Annotated in this window: 16 protein-coding genes; 12 read left to right on the top strand and 4 right to left on the bottom strand. The window is 63.7% G+C overall.

What is annotated here, in order from left to right; genetic code table 11:
* Window positions 1-21: 21 nt before the first annotated feature.
* The gene (locus DOM58_RS03245) at window positions 22-597 is read right to left on the bottom strand and encodes a KdsC family phosphatase (RefSeq protein ID WP_223162124.1); all 576 of its coding nucleotides are present in this window, start codon (window positions 595-597) and stop codon (window positions 22-24) included.
* Window positions 597-1,442, bottom strand: a complete 846-nt coding sequence (kdsA, locus tag DOM58_RS03240; protein WP_110691750.1) for a 3-deoxy-8-phosphooctulonate synthase — start codon at window positions 1,440-1,442, stop codon at window positions 597-599. The genes DOM58_RS03245 and kdsA overlap by 1 nt, the downstream gene beginning before the upstream one ends.
* A gap of 159 nt (window positions 1,443-1,601) precedes the next feature.
* Between kdsA and DOM58_RS03235 the strand changes: the two genes are divergently transcribed.
* The 8 genes from DOM58_RS03235 (at window position 1,602) to modC (ending at window position 8,853) form a co-directional block, all read left to right on the top strand.
* Complete coding sequence (locus DOM58_RS03235; RefSeq protein WP_110691749.1) at window positions 1,602-2,981, top strand: AlkA N-terminal domain-containing protein; 1,380 nt, start codon at window positions 1,602-1,604, stop codon at window positions 2,979-2,981.
* Window positions 2,978-3,562 (top strand): methylated-DNA--[protein]-cysteine S-methyltransferase, encoded by a 585-nt coding sequence (locus DOM58_RS03230; RefSeq protein WP_110691748.1) that lies wholly within the window; start codon window positions 2,978-2,980, stop codon window positions 3,560-3,562. Before DOM58_RS03235 ends, DOM58_RS03230 begins: the two co-directional genes overlap by 4 nt.
* 82 nt (window positions 3,563-3,644) lie before the next feature.
* Window positions 3,645-4,040: a DUF2946 domain-containing protein gene (locus DOM58_RS03225; protein ID WP_075563784.1), complete on the top strand. Its 396-nt coding sequence runs from the start codon at window positions 3,645-3,647 to the stop codon at window positions 4,038-4,040.
* Between the two features lie 184 nt (window positions 4,041-4,224).
* The gene (locus tag DOM58_RS03220) at window positions 4,225-5,619 is read left to right on the top strand and encodes a PepSY-associated TM helix domain-containing protein (protein WP_245392132.1); all 1,395 of its coding nucleotides are present in this window, start codon (window positions 4,225-4,227) and stop codon (window positions 5,617-5,619) included.
* Between the two features lie 79 nt (window positions 5,620-5,698).
* Complete coding sequence (locus DOM58_RS03215) at window positions 5,699-6,082, top strand: winged helix-turn-helix domain-containing protein (protein WP_110691747.1); 384 nt, start codon at window positions 5,699-5,701, stop codon at window positions 6,080-6,082.
* Between the two features lie 90 nt (window positions 6,083-6,172).
* Window positions 6,173-6,964, top strand: a complete 792-nt coding sequence (modA, locus tag DOM58_RS03210; protein WP_110691746.1) for a molybdate ABC transporter substrate-binding protein — start codon at window positions 6,173-6,175, stop codon at window positions 6,962-6,964.
* 12 nt (window positions 6,965-6,976) lie between these two features.
* Window positions 6,977-7,690, top strand: a complete 714-nt coding sequence (gene modB, locus DOM58_RS03205; RefSeq protein WP_110691745.1) for a molybdate ABC transporter permease subunit — start codon at window positions 6,977-6,979, stop codon at window positions 7,688-7,690.
* Window positions 7,687-8,853 (top strand): molybdenum ABC transporter ATP-binding protein, encoded by a 1,167-nt coding sequence (gene modC, locus DOM58_RS03200; protein WP_110691744.1) that lies wholly within the window; start codon window positions 7,687-7,689, stop codon window positions 8,851-8,853. The genes modB and modC overlap by 4 nt, the downstream gene beginning before the upstream one ends.
* Window positions 8,854-9,236: 383 nt before the next feature.
* Here the strand turns inward: modC and DOM58_RS03195 are convergent, their stop codons facing one another.
* The gene (locus DOM58_RS03195) at window positions 9,237-9,863 is read right to left on the bottom strand and encodes a TetR family transcriptional regulator C-terminal domain-containing protein (protein WP_245392131.1); all 627 of its coding nucleotides are present in this window, start codon (window positions 9,861-9,863) and stop codon (window positions 9,237-9,239) included.
* A 260-nt stretch (window positions 9,864-10,123) separates the two neighbouring features.
* Here DOM58_RS03195 and xdhA point away from each other — a divergent pair, with 260 nt between their 5' ends.
* Genes xdhA through guaD form a run of 4 tightly spaced genes read left to right on the top strand, consistent with a single transcriptional unit; the run spans window position 10,124 to window position 16,497 of the window.
* On the top strand, window positions 10,124-11,647 hold the full coding sequence (gene xdhA, locus DOM58_RS03190) for a xanthine dehydrogenase small subunit (protein ID WP_110691742.1): 1,524 nt from the start codon (window positions 10,124-10,126) through the stop codon (window positions 11,645-11,647).
* Window positions 11,631-14,195: a xanthine dehydrogenase molybdopterin binding subunit gene (gene xdhB / locus DOM58_RS03185; RefSeq protein ID WP_245392130.1), complete on the top strand. Its 2,565-nt coding sequence runs from the start codon at window positions 11,631-11,633 to the stop codon at window positions 14,193-14,195. The genes xdhA and xdhB overlap by 17 nt, the downstream gene beginning before the upstream one ends.
* Window positions 14,192-15,166 (top strand): xanthine dehydrogenase accessory protein XdhC, encoded by a 975-nt coding sequence (gene xdhC / locus DOM58_RS03180; RefSeq protein ID WP_110691741.1) that lies wholly within the window; start codon window positions 14,192-14,194, stop codon window positions 15,164-15,166. Before xdhB ends, xdhC begins: the two co-directional genes overlap by 4 nt.
* Entirely contained in the window at window positions 15,163-16,497 is a 1,335-nt protein-coding gene (gene guaD / locus DOM58_RS03175) for a guanine deaminase (protein WP_110691740.1), read from the top strand. Before xdhC ends, guaD begins: the two co-directional genes overlap by 4 nt.
* A 167-nt stretch (window positions 16,498-16,664) precedes the next feature.
* Here guaD and DOM58_RS03170 read toward each other — a convergent pair whose 3' ends face one another.
* The gene (locus DOM58_RS03170; RefSeq protein WP_110692032.1) at window positions 16,665-17,606 is read right to left on the bottom strand and encodes a hydroxymethylglutaryl-CoA lyase; all 942 of its coding nucleotides are present in this window, start codon (window positions 17,604-17,606) and stop codon (window positions 16,665-16,667) included.
* Between the last annotated feature and the right edge of the window lie 30 nt (window positions 17,607-17,636).

Genomic DNA, 17,636 nt, shown 5'->3' with positions numbered 1-17,636 from the left:
ACTGACCACCAGCCGTGCGCATTACTGAACGATGCCGTGCAGACCGTGACCGTCATCCAGCATGTGCGCGTACATGTCGGCCAGATCCAGCCCCCGCGCGAGCAGCAGGTCCTCGGCGATCTCGCGGGCGACGCCACGGCCGCCGTTGGTTTTCATCACGTGATCGGCGGCGGCGAGAACCAGAGGATGCGCATCGGCCGGCGCGTAGGCCGCGGCGACTTCCCGCATCACCGGAATATCGATGATGTCGTCACCCGCGAAAGCGATACGATCCGCAACAATGCCCTGCTCCTCGGCAATCTGACGAATGGCCTCGAGCTTGTGGCTGAAACCGATCTTGATCACGTCCATGCCCAGCTGTGTCGCTCGGGTGATCAAGGGTCGACTCGATTTGGCCGACAGTACACCGCTCTTGATACCGTGATGGCGCAGCAGGCCGACTGCGACGCCGTCGCGGACGTTGAACGGCTTGAGCGCTTCCCCTTCCGGCCCGATCAACAGCGTGCCATCCGTCAGCACCCCATCGACGTCGAACAGCACCAGCTCGACACGATCACGACGATCCGGGCGCGCCATCACTCGATCTCGGCTTGTCATCACTTGATCTCTAGCGGGGACAGGCTCTTGACCAGATCATCGACCGCCTTGACCTGAGCCAAGAACGGCTCGAGCTTGTCCAGCGGCAATGCGCTGGGGCCATCGCAACGCGCATTGTCGGGGTCGGGATGCGCCTCCAGGAAAAGTCCGGCGATGCCCACGGCCATTCCGGCACGCGCGAGTTCCAGAACCTGCCGACGTCGACCGCCCGACGCTTCACTGGTCGGGTCGCGGCGCTGAAGACTGTGCGTCACGTCGAAGATCACCGGCGCGTTGCCGCTGACGTCCATCATTTCCCGGAAACCCAGCATGTCGACGACGAGATTGTCGTAACCGAAGCAGCTGCCGCGCTCGCACAGGATTACCTGCTCGTTACCGGCTTCGGCGCACTTGGCAACGATGTTCTTGACCTGGCCCGGGCTCAAGAACTGCGGCTTCTTTATATTGATCGGCTTGCCCGTCCTGGCCATGGCAACCACCAGATCGGTCTGGCGGGCCAGGAACGCCGGTAACTGAATCACGTCCGCGACATCGGCGACCGCCTGTGCCTGTTCTATCTCGTGCACGTCGGTGATCACCGGCACGTCGAATTCGCGCTTGACCGCCTCAAATATCTTCATCCCTTCATCGATCCCGACGCCCCGGAAGGAGTGAATCGAGGACCGATTGGCCTTGTCGAAAGAGGCCTTGAAGACAAAGGGAATGCCGAGTTTTCGCGTCACTTCGACGAAGGCTTCGCAGGCCTTCAACGTGCTGTCCAGATCCTCGAGCACGTTGACACCGCCGAACAGAGTAAACGGCGAATCATTGGCTACGGATAGCCCGCCTACCGATACGGATTTCATCGAGTTCCCTCATTTCGGCCCATAAAATACAACTTTCCACGTCCCGCCAGCTTAGCGAATTCGCTTCGCGGATGGGAGTATCATTGAGTGCCGGATCCGGCCAGCCAATCCGTGGTCAGGCGTTACAATGGCTCCGAGACGATGATCAGGACGCACGCCATGCTCGATCCCCGACAATGCCGAAGTGCACGCCTGGCCCGCGACGCCCGCTTCGACGGTCACTTCTTCATTGCCGTCAGCAGCACCGGGATCTTCTGTCGTCCCATCTGCCCGGCAACGCTCCCACAGGAACGCCACGTGCGCTACTTCGAGTCGGCGGTGGCAGCGTCCAGCGCAGGTTTCAGGCCGTGTCTACGCTGCCGACCGGACAGCGCCCCGGATTCTCCCGCATGGATGGGCACCAGAACCACGCTGACGCGAGCCACAAGCCTGATCGACGACGGCGCGCTGCAGAGCGGCAATATCACCACGCTCTGCGAGAGGCTGGGGATCGGTGAGCGCTATCTGCGCCAGCTTTTTCAACAGCGTTTCGGCGTATCGCCCAAGGCCTACTCCCTCTACCGCCAGTGTCTGTTCGCCAAGAAACTGCTTCACGAAACGACTCTGCCGGTAGCCGATATCGCCCATGCCAGCGGGTTCGCCAGCCTGCGCCGCTTCAACGACGCCTTCAAACGCCAGATGTCGCTGACGCCTTCCGCTATCCGACGCCGTCGTAGCCAACCCGGTGCCGCACTCAACCTGAAACTGGCCTACCGCCCGCCTTATGAGTGGGAACGGCTACGCCATTTCTACGCGCTTCATCTCATCGAAGGTCTGGAATGGGTAGGCAAAGGCTCGTTCGGCCGCACGATCCGCTACGGCACGACGACCGGTCACTTCGAGGCCATGCACGATCCCGAGCACCATCAGTTCGACGTGACGCTAGAGCTCAGCGAGCTAGGCGATCTCAACGCAATCGTTCGCCAGATCCGCCGCATGCTGGATCTGGATGCCGACACCCGCACCATCGAAGATCATCTGCGGCAGTCGGTCCCCGGGATGGCACTGGCCGAGGGCCTGCGTCTGCCGGGCGCATGGCACGTGTTCGAGGCCGGTATCCGCGCCGTCCTGGGGCAGCAGATTTCGATCGCCGCCGCCAACCGGCTGATCCAGCAATTGGTCGATCGGTTGGGTGAAGTCGACGGCCATGGCCACCGACGCTTTCCCACCGCCGAGACCATTGCCGCCAGCGATCTGAGTTTTCTCAAGTTGCCCGGCAGTCGCCGCGACACCGTTCGCCGGTTGTCGACTGCCTACGCCGGCGGGGAGATCGGCGATGATCCTCATCATTGGCTCTCGCTCAAGGGCATCGGGCCCTGGACGGCCAACGTGGTCGCCTTTCGCGGCAACGGCGATCCGGATGTCTGGCTGGACGGCGATGTCGGCGTGCGCCGCGCACTCGCCGCCATGGATGCATCAGTGCCGTCGCCGATCGACACTGCTGCCGCCTCGCCCTGGCGCAGCTATCTCACCCTGCAACTGTGGAATCAGATCCTATGAAACATTTCTCGCCCCTCGATGATCCACGCCTTCCGGCCCGCCATGAAGACTACGTCCAGATCTATCATCCGCCGGCGTCGATCCCGCTCGGTCCCATCGTGATACGCGCAACCGAGCGCGGCCTGACCTGGCTGGCATTTTCGGCAAGCAGCGAGATCATTGAACACCCCAACGCCATTACCGAGCGCTGCGCAGAGCAGCTCGAAGCTTATTTTCGAGGTGAGCTGACCGCCTTCGATCTGCCTCTCGCGCCACGTGGCACCGAGTTCCAGACTCGCGTTTGGCAGGCGCTTCAAGCCATTCCCTTCGGCCACACGCGGAGTTATCGCGACATCGCCGTCGCCGTCGATGCGCCGCTCGCGGTTCGGGCAGTCGGTGCCGCGAACGGACGCAATCCGCTGTCGTTGATCGTGCCCTGCCACCGGGTCATTGGCAGCAACGGCAAGCTGACCGGTTACGCCGGCGGCGTCGACAGAAAGCGCTGGCTGCTCGAGCACGAGCGAGCGAACGTCGAGACCGTGTCGGCCCGACAGGACTTCACTTTGAGCGTGACGTCGGGTGCGACCTGGGGTGCGACATAACCCCACACCCGGCCAGACAGGATTGGCGACAAAACCGCCAACGGGTAGAGTCGCGGACTGACGATGGCGTCCTGGAACGGATATGACGCATTTCTGGCACCGCTGGTACCGCCCGCTGACCGCGCTTGCGCTGTTCGCCATGTTGATGGCGTTCACCGGGCCGTTGATCAGCCAGATGCAGCGGTTGATGGAGATGCCGACCGGCGGCATGACCGAGATGGCCCACCAGGGCGATGCCGGGTCTCACGGCCACGATCATCCCCGGGCAGTCGGTGATGCCCAGTTCGTCCATCACTTCGACATGGCCGCGTGCGGCTATTGTGAGCTCTTCCTGCATGCCCCGGGGATCGAACCACCTCGAGTGATGCCCCCGGTGACGCCGCCGCCAGCGGCTCGCCCACTGCTGGCGATCGAAACGTCGCCGTCCACTGCACCGGTCTACCCCCGCTACGCCTCGCGAGCACCGCCCCGAGCCTGAATCCACTCGTCTCTCATCGCCGCTGCCTGCCGTCTCGCGAGATAGAAATCTTCGCGACCGGATTCCCCGAGACTGCATTCTTCGAGATTGCAGTTTCGTGGGATGCATGGCCGGCGACGTTCCGTACGCGCTCGATGCTTCGGCATCCTGGCGCTGCATACTGGCTCAGGCTTGGAGTTCCACCATGGACACCGCTCCCCCGGCGGCCGATCGCCGCACGTCTTCCGCATGGGTCTCACTGATCATGCGCCTTCATTTTTACGTCGGCCTTTTCATCGGCCCTTTCCTGCTGGTAGCCGCGCTCTCCGGCATTGCCTACGCGCTGACCCCGCAACTCGAGAACTGGCTCTATCACGACGCCCTGACTACGCAGAGCAGCGGCGAAGCGCAGCCGCTGTCACGCCAGATCGAGGCCGCGCAGCAAGCCGTTGACATCTCTTCCCCGCCCGCGGCCGTTCGGCCCGCACCAGAAGCGGGGATGACGACACGGGTGATGTTCGGTGGCGATGCCTACGGTGCCTCAGAACATCGCGCGCTGTTCGTCGACCCGGTGACGCTGGAGATCCGCGGCGACATGCCGGTCTACGGGACCAGCGGGGTGTTACCGCTGCGCACCACCATCGATCAGTTCCATCGTAGCCTGCTGCTGGGCGATGTCGGCCGTCTCTACAGCGAGCTAGCGGCCTCCTGGCTGTGGATCGCCGCGCTGGGTGGCGGCTTTCTATGGTGGCGGCGCCGACGCGCCGTACGGCGGGAGAACGGACCGCAGCGCTTGCGCCAGCGTCATGCCACCCTGGGGGCCTTCGCGCTGATCGGGCTGCTGTTCTTCTCCGCCACGGGACTGACCTGGTCTCAGTGGGCCGGCGGCAACATCGCGCAGCTGCGCCATGCCTGGGGCTGGGGCACGCCCAGCGTCTCCACCGATCTGGCCGGGCATTCCGGCTCGGCGCAAAACGCCGATCCTCACGCCGCCCATCATGCCGCGAAGCAACATGCCGGGATGGACATGACCGACGAAACGGCACGGTCGCTGGACGACTTCGACCAAGCCCTGCATGCAGCCAGAGCCGCCGGCATCGACGCCGACAAGATCGAGATCGTGCCGCCGGGTTCGCCGCAGAAGGCCTGGCAGATTCGCGAGATCGGCCGGGAATGGCCGACCCAGGTCGATCAGGTCGCACTGGACCCGCAGACCTTTGCCGTTACCGATCGAACCGACTTTGCCACCTTCCCGCTGGCCGCCAAGCTGACCCGGTGGGGGATCGATCTGCACATGGGGGTACTGTTCGGACTGGCCAATCAGTTGGTGCTGGTCGCCTTCGCTGCGAGCCTCGCGACACTGATCTGCTGGGGCTACGTGATGTGGTGGCGTCGGCGAGCCACGGCTTCCCGCGACACGCAGACGCTGACCGCGCTCTTCCGGCGCATGGGACGACGGTCCCAGATCTGCACCATTCTCATCGCGCTGGCCTGCGGCTACGCGCTGCCGGTAATGGGAGCCAGCCTGGCGTTGTTCGTGATCGTGGACTGGCTGCGCTGGCGATTCGGCACCTACCGCGAAGTCGCGCAGACGGCGTGAACCATGGGCCCAAGGCGAGCGTCTGTGTTAAAACGAGCCCGTGTTAATATGAGGACCTCGCCACCACCATGATGCCGCCATGACCCGAACGCACCACCCGTCGCCGCGATTTCAACTTCGTCTGGTCGTCGACAAGGAGATCGTGATCGGTCCCGGCAAGATCGAGCTGCTGGAGGCGATCGGGCGGCATGGCTCGATCGCCGCGGCGTGCCGGGAAATGGGATTGAGCTACAAGAAGGCCTGGCAGCTTCTCGAGACCATGAATCGCCATCTCGCTGCGCCGGTGATCGATACCGTCACCGGCGGTACCCAGCGCGGTGGCGCCACGCTGACCGCTCATGGCCACGCGCTCATCGAGGAGTACCACCGGCTAATGGCCGATCTGGCCTGCAATCGCCACGGCGAAGCGCTGCTGAATCATCTCTCCCCCCGGCCTCCGGCCGAAGAAAACGGCGCCGACTGATAACCAGCCCTCGGTTTTTCTGTCGACCAATGCATCGCCGGCGTCTATAGTGATTTCCCGTTATTTCCATTCAGACATAGCGAGAAACCCATGACTTCTCCGGCTCATCGAATTCAGCGCCACTGGCTGGCAGCACTCTTTTTCCTCCCGGTTGCGGCCCATGCCGGCGATTCTGGAGCACAGGTCCAGGTCTATGCCGCTGCCTCGATGACCAATGCCATGGACGACGCAATTGACGCTTATGAAGCCGATCATGACGTCGATATCGTCCCGGTCTACGCGTCATCGTCGACGCTGGCGCGCCAGATCGCCAGCGGCGCGCCGGCCGACATCTATATCTCCGCCAATGAACAGTGGATGGACTGGCTCGACGACCAGCACGTAACGCTCGGCGAGCGCGTGGACCTGCTCCGGAACCGGCTGGTGTTGATCGCGCCGGCGCAAAGCGACATCGCGGACTTCACGCCCGGCGGCGATACCCCGATCGCGTCGCAGCTCGAAGACGGCCAACGCCTATCGGTGGGCGAGACCAGTCATGTGCCGGCCGGCATCTACGCCAAGGAGGCGCTGCAGTCGATCGGCGAATGGGATGCGCTGGAATCGCGCCTCGCCAACGGCGACAATGTGCGCGCTGCCATGGCGCTGGTCGAACGTAGCGAAGCGCCGCTGGGTATCGTCTACGAAACCGACGCCAAAGCCAGTGACCGGGTCAAGGAGGTCGGCGTTTTCCCCGACGACAGTCACGATCCGATCACCTATCCCCTCGCCGTGGTCGACCCGCAGCCGAGCGATGCGACCCAAGCGTTTCGGCAATGGTTGGCCGGCGATGATGCGCTCTCGATCTTTTCCCGCTACGGGTTCACCCCTGCGAACGCCGACTGAGTCACAATCCTGATGTTATTCGAGTCGATAGCGCTCTCCGATGCCGAATGGCAGGCCATTACCCTCAGCCTGAAGATCGCTGGCAGTGCGGTCGGCTGGATTCTGCTTCCCGGCATCGCCGTCGCCTGGCTACTGGCGCGCCACGAGTTTCGCGGCAAGGCCCTGCTCGACGGCCTGCTTCATCTGCCGCTGGTGCTGCCGCCGGTCGTGGTGGGCTATCTGCTGCTGCTATCGTTGGGACGCAACGGCTGGCTGGGCCAGTGGCTCTATCAAGGCTTCGGCCTGTCGCTGCCCTTTACCTGGCAGGGCGCCGCGATTGCCGGCGGCGTGATGGCGTTTCCGCTGCTGGTTCGCGCCGTGCGGCTCTCGCTCGAAGCGGTCGACCCCAAACTGGAAGCGGCCGCCGGGACGCTGGGCGCCAATCGCTGGCGCGTACTGTTCACGATCACGCTGCCACTGGCGATACCGGGACTGTTGACCGGGACGGTGCTGGCGTTCGCCCGGGCGCTGTCGGAATTCGGCGCCACCATCACCTTTGCCTCGAACATTCCCGGTGAAACGCGCACCCTGCCGTTAGCGCTCTACACGTTGATCCAGACACCCGGCAAGGAAGCCGCCGCGGCGCGCCTGTGCGTGCTGTCGATCGTGATCGCCATGCTCTCACTGATGGCGTCGGAATGGCTGGCTCGCCGGGCCCGGCAGCGTCTCGAGGAGCGTGATCGATGAACGATGTTTCGCGTCGTCACACCGACCGTGCGAGCGACGCCAACGCCGACGCCGACGCCGACGCCGACGCCGACGCCGACAGCAACGCCCTGGCCTGCCGCGTATACAAGCGCTTGGGAGATTTCGATCTGGATGTCTCGCTCGCAGTACCCGCCAGCGGGGTGACCGCGCTGTTCGGCCAGTCCGGCAGCGGCAAGACCAGTCTGTTGCGATTGATTGCCGGTCTCGACCGCCCGGATGGCGGATACGTCCGGCTAGGCGAGCGTACGCTGAGCGATATCCAGCAGAAGATTCATGTACCGATTCATCGACGCCAGCTGGGCATCGTGTTTCAGGAAGCGCGGCTATTTCCGCACTACCGCGTTCGCGGCAACCTGACCTATGGCATGCCGCCGGCCGCTCGCTCGCGCTTCGACGATCTCGTGGAGCTGCTGGGTATCGAATCGCTTCTGGAACGTTTGCCGGGGACGCTGTCCGGCGGCGAGGCCCGTCGCGTCGCCATCGGTCGCGCCCTGCTGACTCAGCCACGAATATTGCTGATGGACGAGCCCCTGACCGGGCTGGATGGCGAGCGCAAGCAGGAACTGCTGCGTTATCTCGTGCGGCTGACCCGGGAGATCGACATCCCCGTGGTCTACGTCAGCCACGACACCGCGGAAATCGTCGCGATCGCCGACCATCTCGCGCTGATCGAACAGGGACGGCTGGCAGCTCATGGACCACTGGACGAGCTGATGATGCGGCTCGACCTCACCGATCGGCTGGGCGGCTTCGATGCCACCACGCGGCTGAGCGCCAAAGTCGTCGATCACGATCACCGCTATTCGCTGACACGGGTCACACTCGATGACGGCCAGACGCTACGCATACCCGCGGTCGGCCAGCCTCCCGGCACGTCGATACGTCTCAGCGTCGGCGTCCGTGATGTGGCTCTGGCGCATGCCATGCCCCAGGGCACCAGCTATCGCAATGGTCTCGACACCACCATCGAGGCGATAGAGCCATCGCCGCAAGAACCCAGCGCCAACGAAGTTCGGCTGATTTTCGGCCGCCAGCGGCTTCGCGCCCGACTCACTCGTCAGGCTTGTGACGAAATGCAACTCGAAGTGGGCGATACCATCGTCGCGCTGATCCGGAGCGTCGCGTTCGACTCCCGATTATAGTTTACAAAACAATGACTTGAAGAAAGCTAGCAAGCGAATTAACAAGCAGGCGTATCACTTTGTAAATTAACGGTTTTTAGCCAATTTCCGGTTCGCTTTGTCGATCCCGAGTCGGCTACACTGGCAACGGCAGGACGCCGCTGCGGCAAGGAGGCACCTTCACGGATGATACGCACTCGCAAGGAGCGCGTTCAGGGATCGACAGCAGTGCAACAGGACGTTGCCGGCCCTCAAGGTAGAGACTCGATAGGAAGTCGAGCGCGAAGGGACTCGCATCCGAGTTTGAATCAGTGATTATATCTTCGCTCTTCTGCCCCCGCCGTTTTCTACCCGATTCCCAATCGATAGCCTTCGTCCCCTGCCAATACCGATCGACGGTTTCGCTAGCGCGCCCCGCACCCCTTGATGATGACCTGACAGAGGAAGTCGCTGGCCGACTGGAAGTCCTCTTCTCCAAGCTCGTCGCGAGGCGTAATGCCAACGATCTGGGTTTCGAAGTCCGCGTAATGCTGGGTCGCCGACCAGATCAGGAATATGAGCCAAACGGGATCCACCGGATCCATCAGCCCGCGCTCCGCCCACTGACGGAAAACCCGGGTGCGAGCGTCCATCCATTCCCGCATCTCGTCGAAGAGCGATTCCTTCAGAAACGGTGCCCCCTGAAGTATCTCGTTGGCGAAAAGCCGTGAACTCTGGGGATGGGTCTGACTCAGCCGCATTTTGCTGCGAATGAAGGCCTCGAGCACTTCTGCCGGGGAATCGTCGACATCGATATCGCTCAACATCTCGTTCCACCGCCACATCGTGCGTTCCAGCAGCGTGACGTAGAGCCGTCGCTTGCTGCCGACGTAATAGAGAACGTTCGACTTGGGAATACCGGCCGCCGCCGCGATCGCCTGGATGCTGGCGCCACGGTAACCGTGCCGGGCGAAGATGGTTTCCGCAGCCTCGAAAATGCGCTGCTCGTTACGCTCCCGAGCCGTGGTTTCGGGAAGATCGTGATTATCCACCTGAGCTCCTTGCACCCATCTATCTGCACACATCTATCAAAATGAAATCGCCCGCCCCGGGACGCGCCCTAGTGGTCCACGGTGCCGATGCTATGCTGAATTGAGTGGGTTGTCTGCCGGCGGGTCAGCTCAGACGCTGGTAGAGAGCACTTGCCATCGCGGCTGGAATCGAAGACGCTGTTCAAAGTTGACCGATCGGTCAGGATTTTGACGAACCGCTTTCTCGCATTGACCAAGACAATGATAACGACGAGTCCCCGATGATCGAATTCTTTCTCAACGGCCAACCCCAACGAGTGGCCGTCACCCCCGACACCAGCGTCCTCGAACTGCTACGGGGTCCGCTCGGCCAGTGTGGTACCAAGGAGGGCTGTGCCTCCGGCGACTGCGGTGCCTGCACCGTGGCGATCGCTCATCCCCAAGACGGCCATCCCCAAGACGGCCATGCCCAAGACGGCCATCCCAAAGACGACCACCGAGCACTCGCCTATCGCACGGCCAACGCCTGCATCACGCCGGCGCACCAGCTTCAGGGCGCGCACCTGGTCACCGTCGAAGGTCTCGCCCGAGGCGACGCGCTGCATCCGGCGCAGGCCTCGATGGTGGCGTGCCATGGCAGCCAGTGCGGCTTCTGTACGCCCGGCATCGTGATGTCGCTGTTCGCCCTGCATGAGCAGCAGCGCAAGACGCCGGATGCAGCACTGGATCCTCACCGACTCGAAGCCAGCCTGGGTGGCAATCTCTGCCGTTGTACCGGCTATCGCCCGATTCGAGATGCCGCCTTGAGCATGGGCGACCGCGCCGACGTTCGGCCGCCCTGGGCCGACGATCCGGCGCTGGAGAACCAGATTCGCGCGCTGACTCGCCAATCCGCAGAAGCCGATGACGACTCGTCGACTCCCGGCTATCAGACCCCGGCCACGCTGGCCGAGCTCATCGCCACGATGCAACGCCATCCCGAGGCGCCGCTGGTGGCCGGTGCAACGGACCTGTGGCTCGACGTGACCCAGCGCCTTGAGCGGTTCGATACGTTGATCGATCTGCGTCAGGTACGGGAACTGCGCCAGATAGAGGAGGAGGCCAACGGCTGGTGGGTCGGTGCGGCGGTTACCTATCGCGAATGGGAGCCGCTGCTGGCCGAGCACTATCCGGCGTTCGCGCATCTGGTGACCCGGCTGGGCTCGGACCAGATTCGCAACCGCGCTACCGTGGGCGGCAATATCGCCAATGCGTCGCCGATCGGCGATACCCCACCGGTGCTGCTGACGCTGGATGCCAGGCTGCGTCTGGCCGGCCCTGAGGGTATCCGCGAATTACCGCTCGAATCGTTCTTCCTCGATTACAAGAAGACGGCGCTCGAGGCCGGCGAGTGTGTTGCCGCCATCTATCTGCCCAAACCCCGGGCCGATCACGAGCTGCGGGTATGGAAACTTTCCAAACGCCGTGAGGACGATATTTCGACACTGCTGGGCGCTTTTCGCTGGCGATTGAGGGACGGCGTTCTCGCGGACGTACGCGTCGCCTACGGCGGCATGGCGGCGACTCCATTGCGGCTCCAGGCCGTCGAGGCGGCACTGGAAGGCCAGGCGCCCGGCGAAGACGCCTTCGCGATCGCCAAAAAGGCGCTGCGCGATTCACTCACGCCCATGAGCGATGCCCGTGGCTCCGCTGATTACCGTCTTATCGCCGCGGTCAATCTGCTCGAACGCTGGCGGCTGACGCTGGCTCGGGCCGACTCGAACGTTCCGACGCCGGAGGTGGCTCTCGATGCGTACGCTCACTAAACGGCTGTTCAACTCTTCACGTGCGACGACCGTAACGGCTGGGTCCGAGTCTGAAACCGCAGCGCCACGGAAAGATACCGAGGCGTCGCTGGAAGCGCAGATCGAATCCGAGTTATCGGAGCCGGACCGGGAGACCGGCCGCCTCGAAGGCGACGAGCCGGTGGCCCGTGACACCGTCACGCCGCGCCCATCAGCCACGGCCAACAAGCACGCCCAAGCTCATGAAAGTGGTACCCAGCATGTCACCGGTCGCGCCCGCTATATCGATGATCTGCCAGCGCCTCACGGCACGCTGCACGCCATGGTCGGTCTGAGTCAGATCGCTCATGGGCGGGTGACGCGACTCGATCTCGACGCGGTACGCGAGATGCCCGGCGTCGTCGACGTCATCGCGGCGCAGCATATTCCCGGGCATCGCGATATCGGCCCGGTTTTCCCGGGCGATCCGATGTTCGCCGACGAGACAGTGAGTTATGTCGGGCAACCGCTGTTTGCCGTGGCGGCCACCAGCTATGCCGAAGCACGCCGCGCCGTCCGGGCGGCCGTCGTCGAAATCGAGCCGCTGCCGCCCTGTTTCGATCCGGTTGCCGCCGCCGAGGCCGGCGAATTCGTGCGGCCGACGCACGTGCAGGTCAGCGGCGATTGGCAGCAGGCGTTGACGGACGCGCCCCACGTGCTCGAGGCCGAGCAGTTCGTCGGCGGTCAGGAACATTTCTACCTCGAAGGCCAGGCCTGCCTGGTCGTGCCCAGCGAAGATGAAGGCGTCACCGTTTACACCTCCAACCAGCATCCCAGCGAGACCCAGAAACTGGTCGCCGAGGTGCTGGATATCCCGTTCCACGCGGTGACGGTGGAGAATCGCCGCATGGGCGGCGGCTTCGGCGGCAAGGAGACTCAGGCCGCGCCCTGGGCGTGCATGGCGGCGCTGCTGGCCCGCCGCACGGGACGCGCGATACGCCTGCGTCTGCCGCGGGCCGACGACACCCGCATTACCGGCAAACGCCACCCGTTCCACAATCGTTACCGTCTGGGCTTCGACAGTGACGGCGTGATCGTCGGCGGCGATATCACCCTGATCGGCGATTGCGGCCATTCGCCGGATCTGTCCGAAGCGGTGGTCGATCGCGCCATGTTCCACGCCGACAACGCCTACTCGCTGGGCCTGGCACGCGTGACCGGCCATCGTGCCCGCACCCACACCGCCTCGAATACCGCCTTTCGCGGCTTCGGCGGTCCCCAGGGCATGATGATCGTCGAACGGGCGATGGACGATATCGCCCGCCATGTCGGCCAGGATCCACTGACCGTACGCAAGCGCAATCTCTACCGCGAAGGACGTGACACCACCCACTATGGCCAGCACGTCGACCAGCATCCGCTGATGGTGGAGATCATCGAACGACTGGAGCGCAGCAGCGACTACTGGCAACGGCGCGACACCATTCGCGAGTTCAACCATCGCAGCCCGATCATCAAGCGTGGCCTGGCACTGACGCCGGTCAAGTTCGGCATCTCCTTTACTGCCAAGCATCTCAATCAGGCCGGTGCCCTGCTTCACGTCTATACCGACGGCAGCGTGATGATCAATCACGGCGGAACCGAAATGGGCCAGGGGCTGCATACCAAGGTGTGTCAGGTCGTCGCCCGGGAGCTCGGTATCGATTTCGACTCGGTGAGAATCAGCGCCACCCGCACCGACAAGGTACCCAACACCTCACCCACCGCGGCCTCCAGCGGCGCGGATCTCAACGGCATGGCCGCACGCGATGCCGCCAGCCAGATCCGCCAGCGCCTGCTCGATTTCGCCGCCGAGCACTATCAGTTCGACCGCGAAGGGCTGCGTCTCGAGAACGGCAAGCTCGTCACCGACACCGGCGCGTCGACGCCCGCGGTGTCATGGGGAGAACTGATCCAGGCCGCCTATCTCGGCCGGGTCTCGCTGTCGGCGACCGGCTTCTACTCCACCCCGCTGATTCACTACGATCGCGACAGCGGGCAGGGGCGGCCGTTCTACTATTTCGCCTACGGCGCGTCGGTCAGCGAGGTCAGTGTCGATACCCTGACCGGCGAGTACCGCGTCGAGCGCGTCGACATCCTTCACGACGTCGGCGATTCGCTCAATCCGGCCATCGACCTGGGGCAGGTCGAGGGCGGCTTCATCCAGGGCATGGGCTGGCTGACCAGCGAAGAGCTGAAGTGGAACGACGACGGCCGTCTGCTGACCGATGGCCCCGCCACCTACAAGATCCCGACGTTCGGTGACCTGCCACCGATCTTCAACGTCGAACTGCTCGAGGGCCACCCCAACTCCCAGGCCAGTATCTATCGCTCCAAGGCCGTGGGCGAACCGCCGTTCATGCTGGGCATTTCGGTGTGGTCGGCGCTGCGCGACGCGCTGGCGAGCCTCACCGACTATCGCGTCAGCCCGCCGCTGGATACCCCGGCCACGCCGGAGCGCGTATTGATGGCCGCCGAAGCGCTGCGCCCCCAAAAGCCGAGCGCCCAAAAGCCGGACGCCGAAAACTCGAACACCGGAGCGACGCCATGAGCGCTGGCGACTCGCTCGAGACGCGGGGCTCTTTCGAGGCCCTGAACCAGCACGAAACCTGGCACGCCGCGCTGCATCGACTGCAGGAAAGCGCGGCGCCCCACGCCCTGGCTAGCGTGGTCGGCGCCGCCGGCTCGACCCCGCGCGAGCCCGGCGCCAAGCTGGTCGTCACCCCGACGGAGGTCATCGACACCTTGGGCGGGGGCCACTTCGAACAGCAGGTGATCGAGACCGCTCGCCGGCATCTGAAGGCGACGCCCGTGGCGGCAGGCACCTACCTCGAAGCGTTTCCGCTGGGAGGTCGCTCCGGTCAGTGCTGTGGCGGCTTCGTCCACGTGCTGCTCGAAATCTTCGCCGGTGCGGAGAGTCATCTGACGCTGTTCGGCGCCGGGCATGTCGGCCAGGCGCTGGTGGAACTTCTGGCGCCGTTACCTTGGCGCATCGACTGGTACGATAGCCGGGCCGAGGCGTTTCCGCTGCAAAACGGCCACGACGGTTATCCTGCTCGCATTCGGCCGATGGAGCTGACCCCGGACGCCGAAGGCGTTGATCGCGCCGTGGCGGCGATTCCGCCCGCCAGCCATGTACTGGTGATGACCCATGATCATGCACAGGATCGTGCGCTGATCGCGGCACTATTATCCCGAACAAACTCGAGCCACGAGGCATGGCGGTCCATCGGCATGATCGGCTCGCGAAGCAAATGGGCCAGCTTTCGCTCGCGCCTGGCCGCCACCGGATTCGACGATACCGCGCTGGCCCGGGTTCGCTGCCCCATCGGCCTGGGTTCGACGATCAACAAACGTCCGCAGGAAATCGCGATCAGCGTTGCCGCCGAGCTGCTGGCCCAGCAACGACCGTCGAGCAAACCGGCCCAGCGCGGCATTTCCCCGGAAACCTGGCGTGATACCTTCTCCGCTTTCGAACCGCTCGAGAGCGCCCCATTCGTCAAAGATCCTGCTAGAGAATGACCATGAACACTCACCAACGTCTGCTGCGCGGCCCGCTTTTCACCTGCCTCGACGATCCCGGCGAGGAAGCGACGCCGCTGGCCGCCACCACGCGCTATCTCGAGGATGGCGCGATCTGGATCGTCGACGGGCATATCCGGGCCGTCGAGCCTTTTGAGGTACTCGCCGACCAACTGCCGCCCGGTATCGAGATCGTCGACTACCGCGACAAGTTGATGATGCCCGGCTTCATCGATAGCCACGTCCATTACGTTCAGCTCGACATCATGGCGTCCTACGGTCGCGAGCTGCTCGACTGGCTCAACGATTACACCTTCCCGGCCGAATGCCGGTTCGCCGATGCCGCTTATGCCGAGGCCGGCGCCGAGCGCTTTCTCGACGAAATGTTGCGCGTCGGCACCACTACAGCCCAGGTGTTCTGCTCTTCGCATCCGGTGTCGGTCGACAGTTTCTTCAGTGCCGCTCAGCGCCGTCAGCTCCGCATGATCGCCGGCAAGGTGCTGATGGATCGTCACGCGCCGGACGCCCTCACCGACGATACGCTGGGCGGTGTACGTGACAGCGAACGTCTGATCGCCGACTGGCACGGCCGCGACCGCTTGAGCTACACGCTGACGCCACGTTTCGCGCCGACCTCCACCCGCGAGCAGCTCGACGCCGTGGGCGGCGTGCTGAACAACGCCCCCGATCTCTATCTGCAGACCCATCTATCGGAGAATCGTGGCGAGGTGGCCTGGGTCGCGGAACTGTTCCCAGAAAGCCGGGACTATCTCGATGTCTACGAGCGTTATGGCCTCGTCGGCCCGCGCAGCACTTTCGCCCACGGCATCCATCTGAATGACGATCAGCGCCGCCGCCTGGCCCAGCGTGGCGCCAATATCGCCTTCTGCCCTACATCGAACCTGTTTCTGGGTAGCGGACTGATGGATCGGCTGGCGTGTCGTGATGCGGGTCTTACGACATCGCTTGCCAGCGACGTCGGTGCGGGAACCACACTATCCGGTCTCGGCACCTTACAAGGCGCCTATCAGGTCGGCGCACTACTCGGTCAGGCATTGACCGGCTGGCAGGGGTTCTATCGGCTCACGCTAGGCAACGCGCGGGCACTGCACCTTGATGACAAGATCGGCAGCCTGCAGGCCGGGTTCGAGGCGGATATCGTCGTGCTCGACCCGAACTCGACGCCATTGATGTCACGCCGGCTCTCTCAGACGGAGACGCTCTCGGAGCGCCTGTTCGCGATGATGATGCTGGGCGACGATCGCACCGTGGCGGCGACCTGGGCCAACGGGCGCCTGGTTCACGAACGTGATGCGCCACGCTTTGTCTGAAAAATGCCTGCGCTCACCCATACGGCTTTAAAAATCAACTCAAAATGCTCGTTTACCCCGCGTAAATTCCACTTTTTCGCCGATTTTTGCCTTGTCTGGCTATCGCTCGTCGATTTTTCAGACAAAGCTTAGCGGCGTGATTATCGGACGCTACTATCTGCTATCCATCAGCCGTTGGCCGCTTCCGGTAATGGATATCTCCGATCCGACGTGCCGGCCTTGACCACCTGCCCCGGCACCTCATGGCCGATCATCGCCGGCAGCAGCTCGGCGGCCGCAATCAGACGCTCGAGATCGACGCCGGTGTCCACGCCCATCTGCTCGAACATGTGCACCAGGTCCTCGGTGCAGACGTTACCGGTGGCACCCGGCGCGTAAGGGCAGCCGCCCAATCCACCGAGCGAGGCATCGAAGCGGGTGACGCCGTTCTGCCATGCCGCCAGCGCGTTGGCCAGCCCCATGCCGCGCGTGTTGTGAAAGTGGAGCGTCAACGGCAGCCACGGCCAGCGGCTCAACGTTTCACGACACAGGTCGGCAACCTGGCGCGGGTTGGCCATGCCGGTGGTGTCGCAAAGCGAAATTCCCTGAACGCCCAGTGCCAGCAGTTTTTCGGTAATCCCGAGTACCCGCTTGAAAGGCACGTCACCCTCGAAGGGGCAGCCGAATGCCGTCGAGATCGAGGCGTTGACGAAGAGGTTGCTGCCTTTGGTGATCTCGAGAATATTGGCGAAGCGTTCGAGCGACTGTTCGGCCGTCATGCGCAGATTGGCGCGACCGTGGCTGTCGCTGGCCGACAGCACCAGATTGATCTCGTCGACGCCGCAGGCCAACGCGCGTTCGGCGCCCTTCTCGTTGGGCACCAGTACGACGTAGTCGACTCCGGGTACACGCTCGATCCCCCGCATGACCTCCTCGGCATCGCGCAGGCTGGGAATCGCCTTGGGTGAGGTAAACGACGTCGCCTCGATCTTGGCCAGGCCAGTGCGGGAGAGAGCATCGATCAGCCGAATCTTCTCCTCCGTCGGCACGAATCGCGATTCGATCTGGAGACCGTCCCGCGGCGCCACATCGTTGATGGTGACGCGGGACTGCGCGTTCGTCCGGATCATCGAATCAGGCATCGAACCAGGCATCAAATC

Source organism: Salinicola halophyticus (assembly GCF_003206695.1).
Classification (GTDB): domain Bacteria; phylum Pseudomonadota; class Gammaproteobacteria; order Pseudomonadales; family Halomonadaceae; genus Salinicola; species Salinicola halophyticus.
Note: the sequence above shows the minus strand (reverse complement) of the source record. Positions and strands in the feature narration are given on the sequence as shown.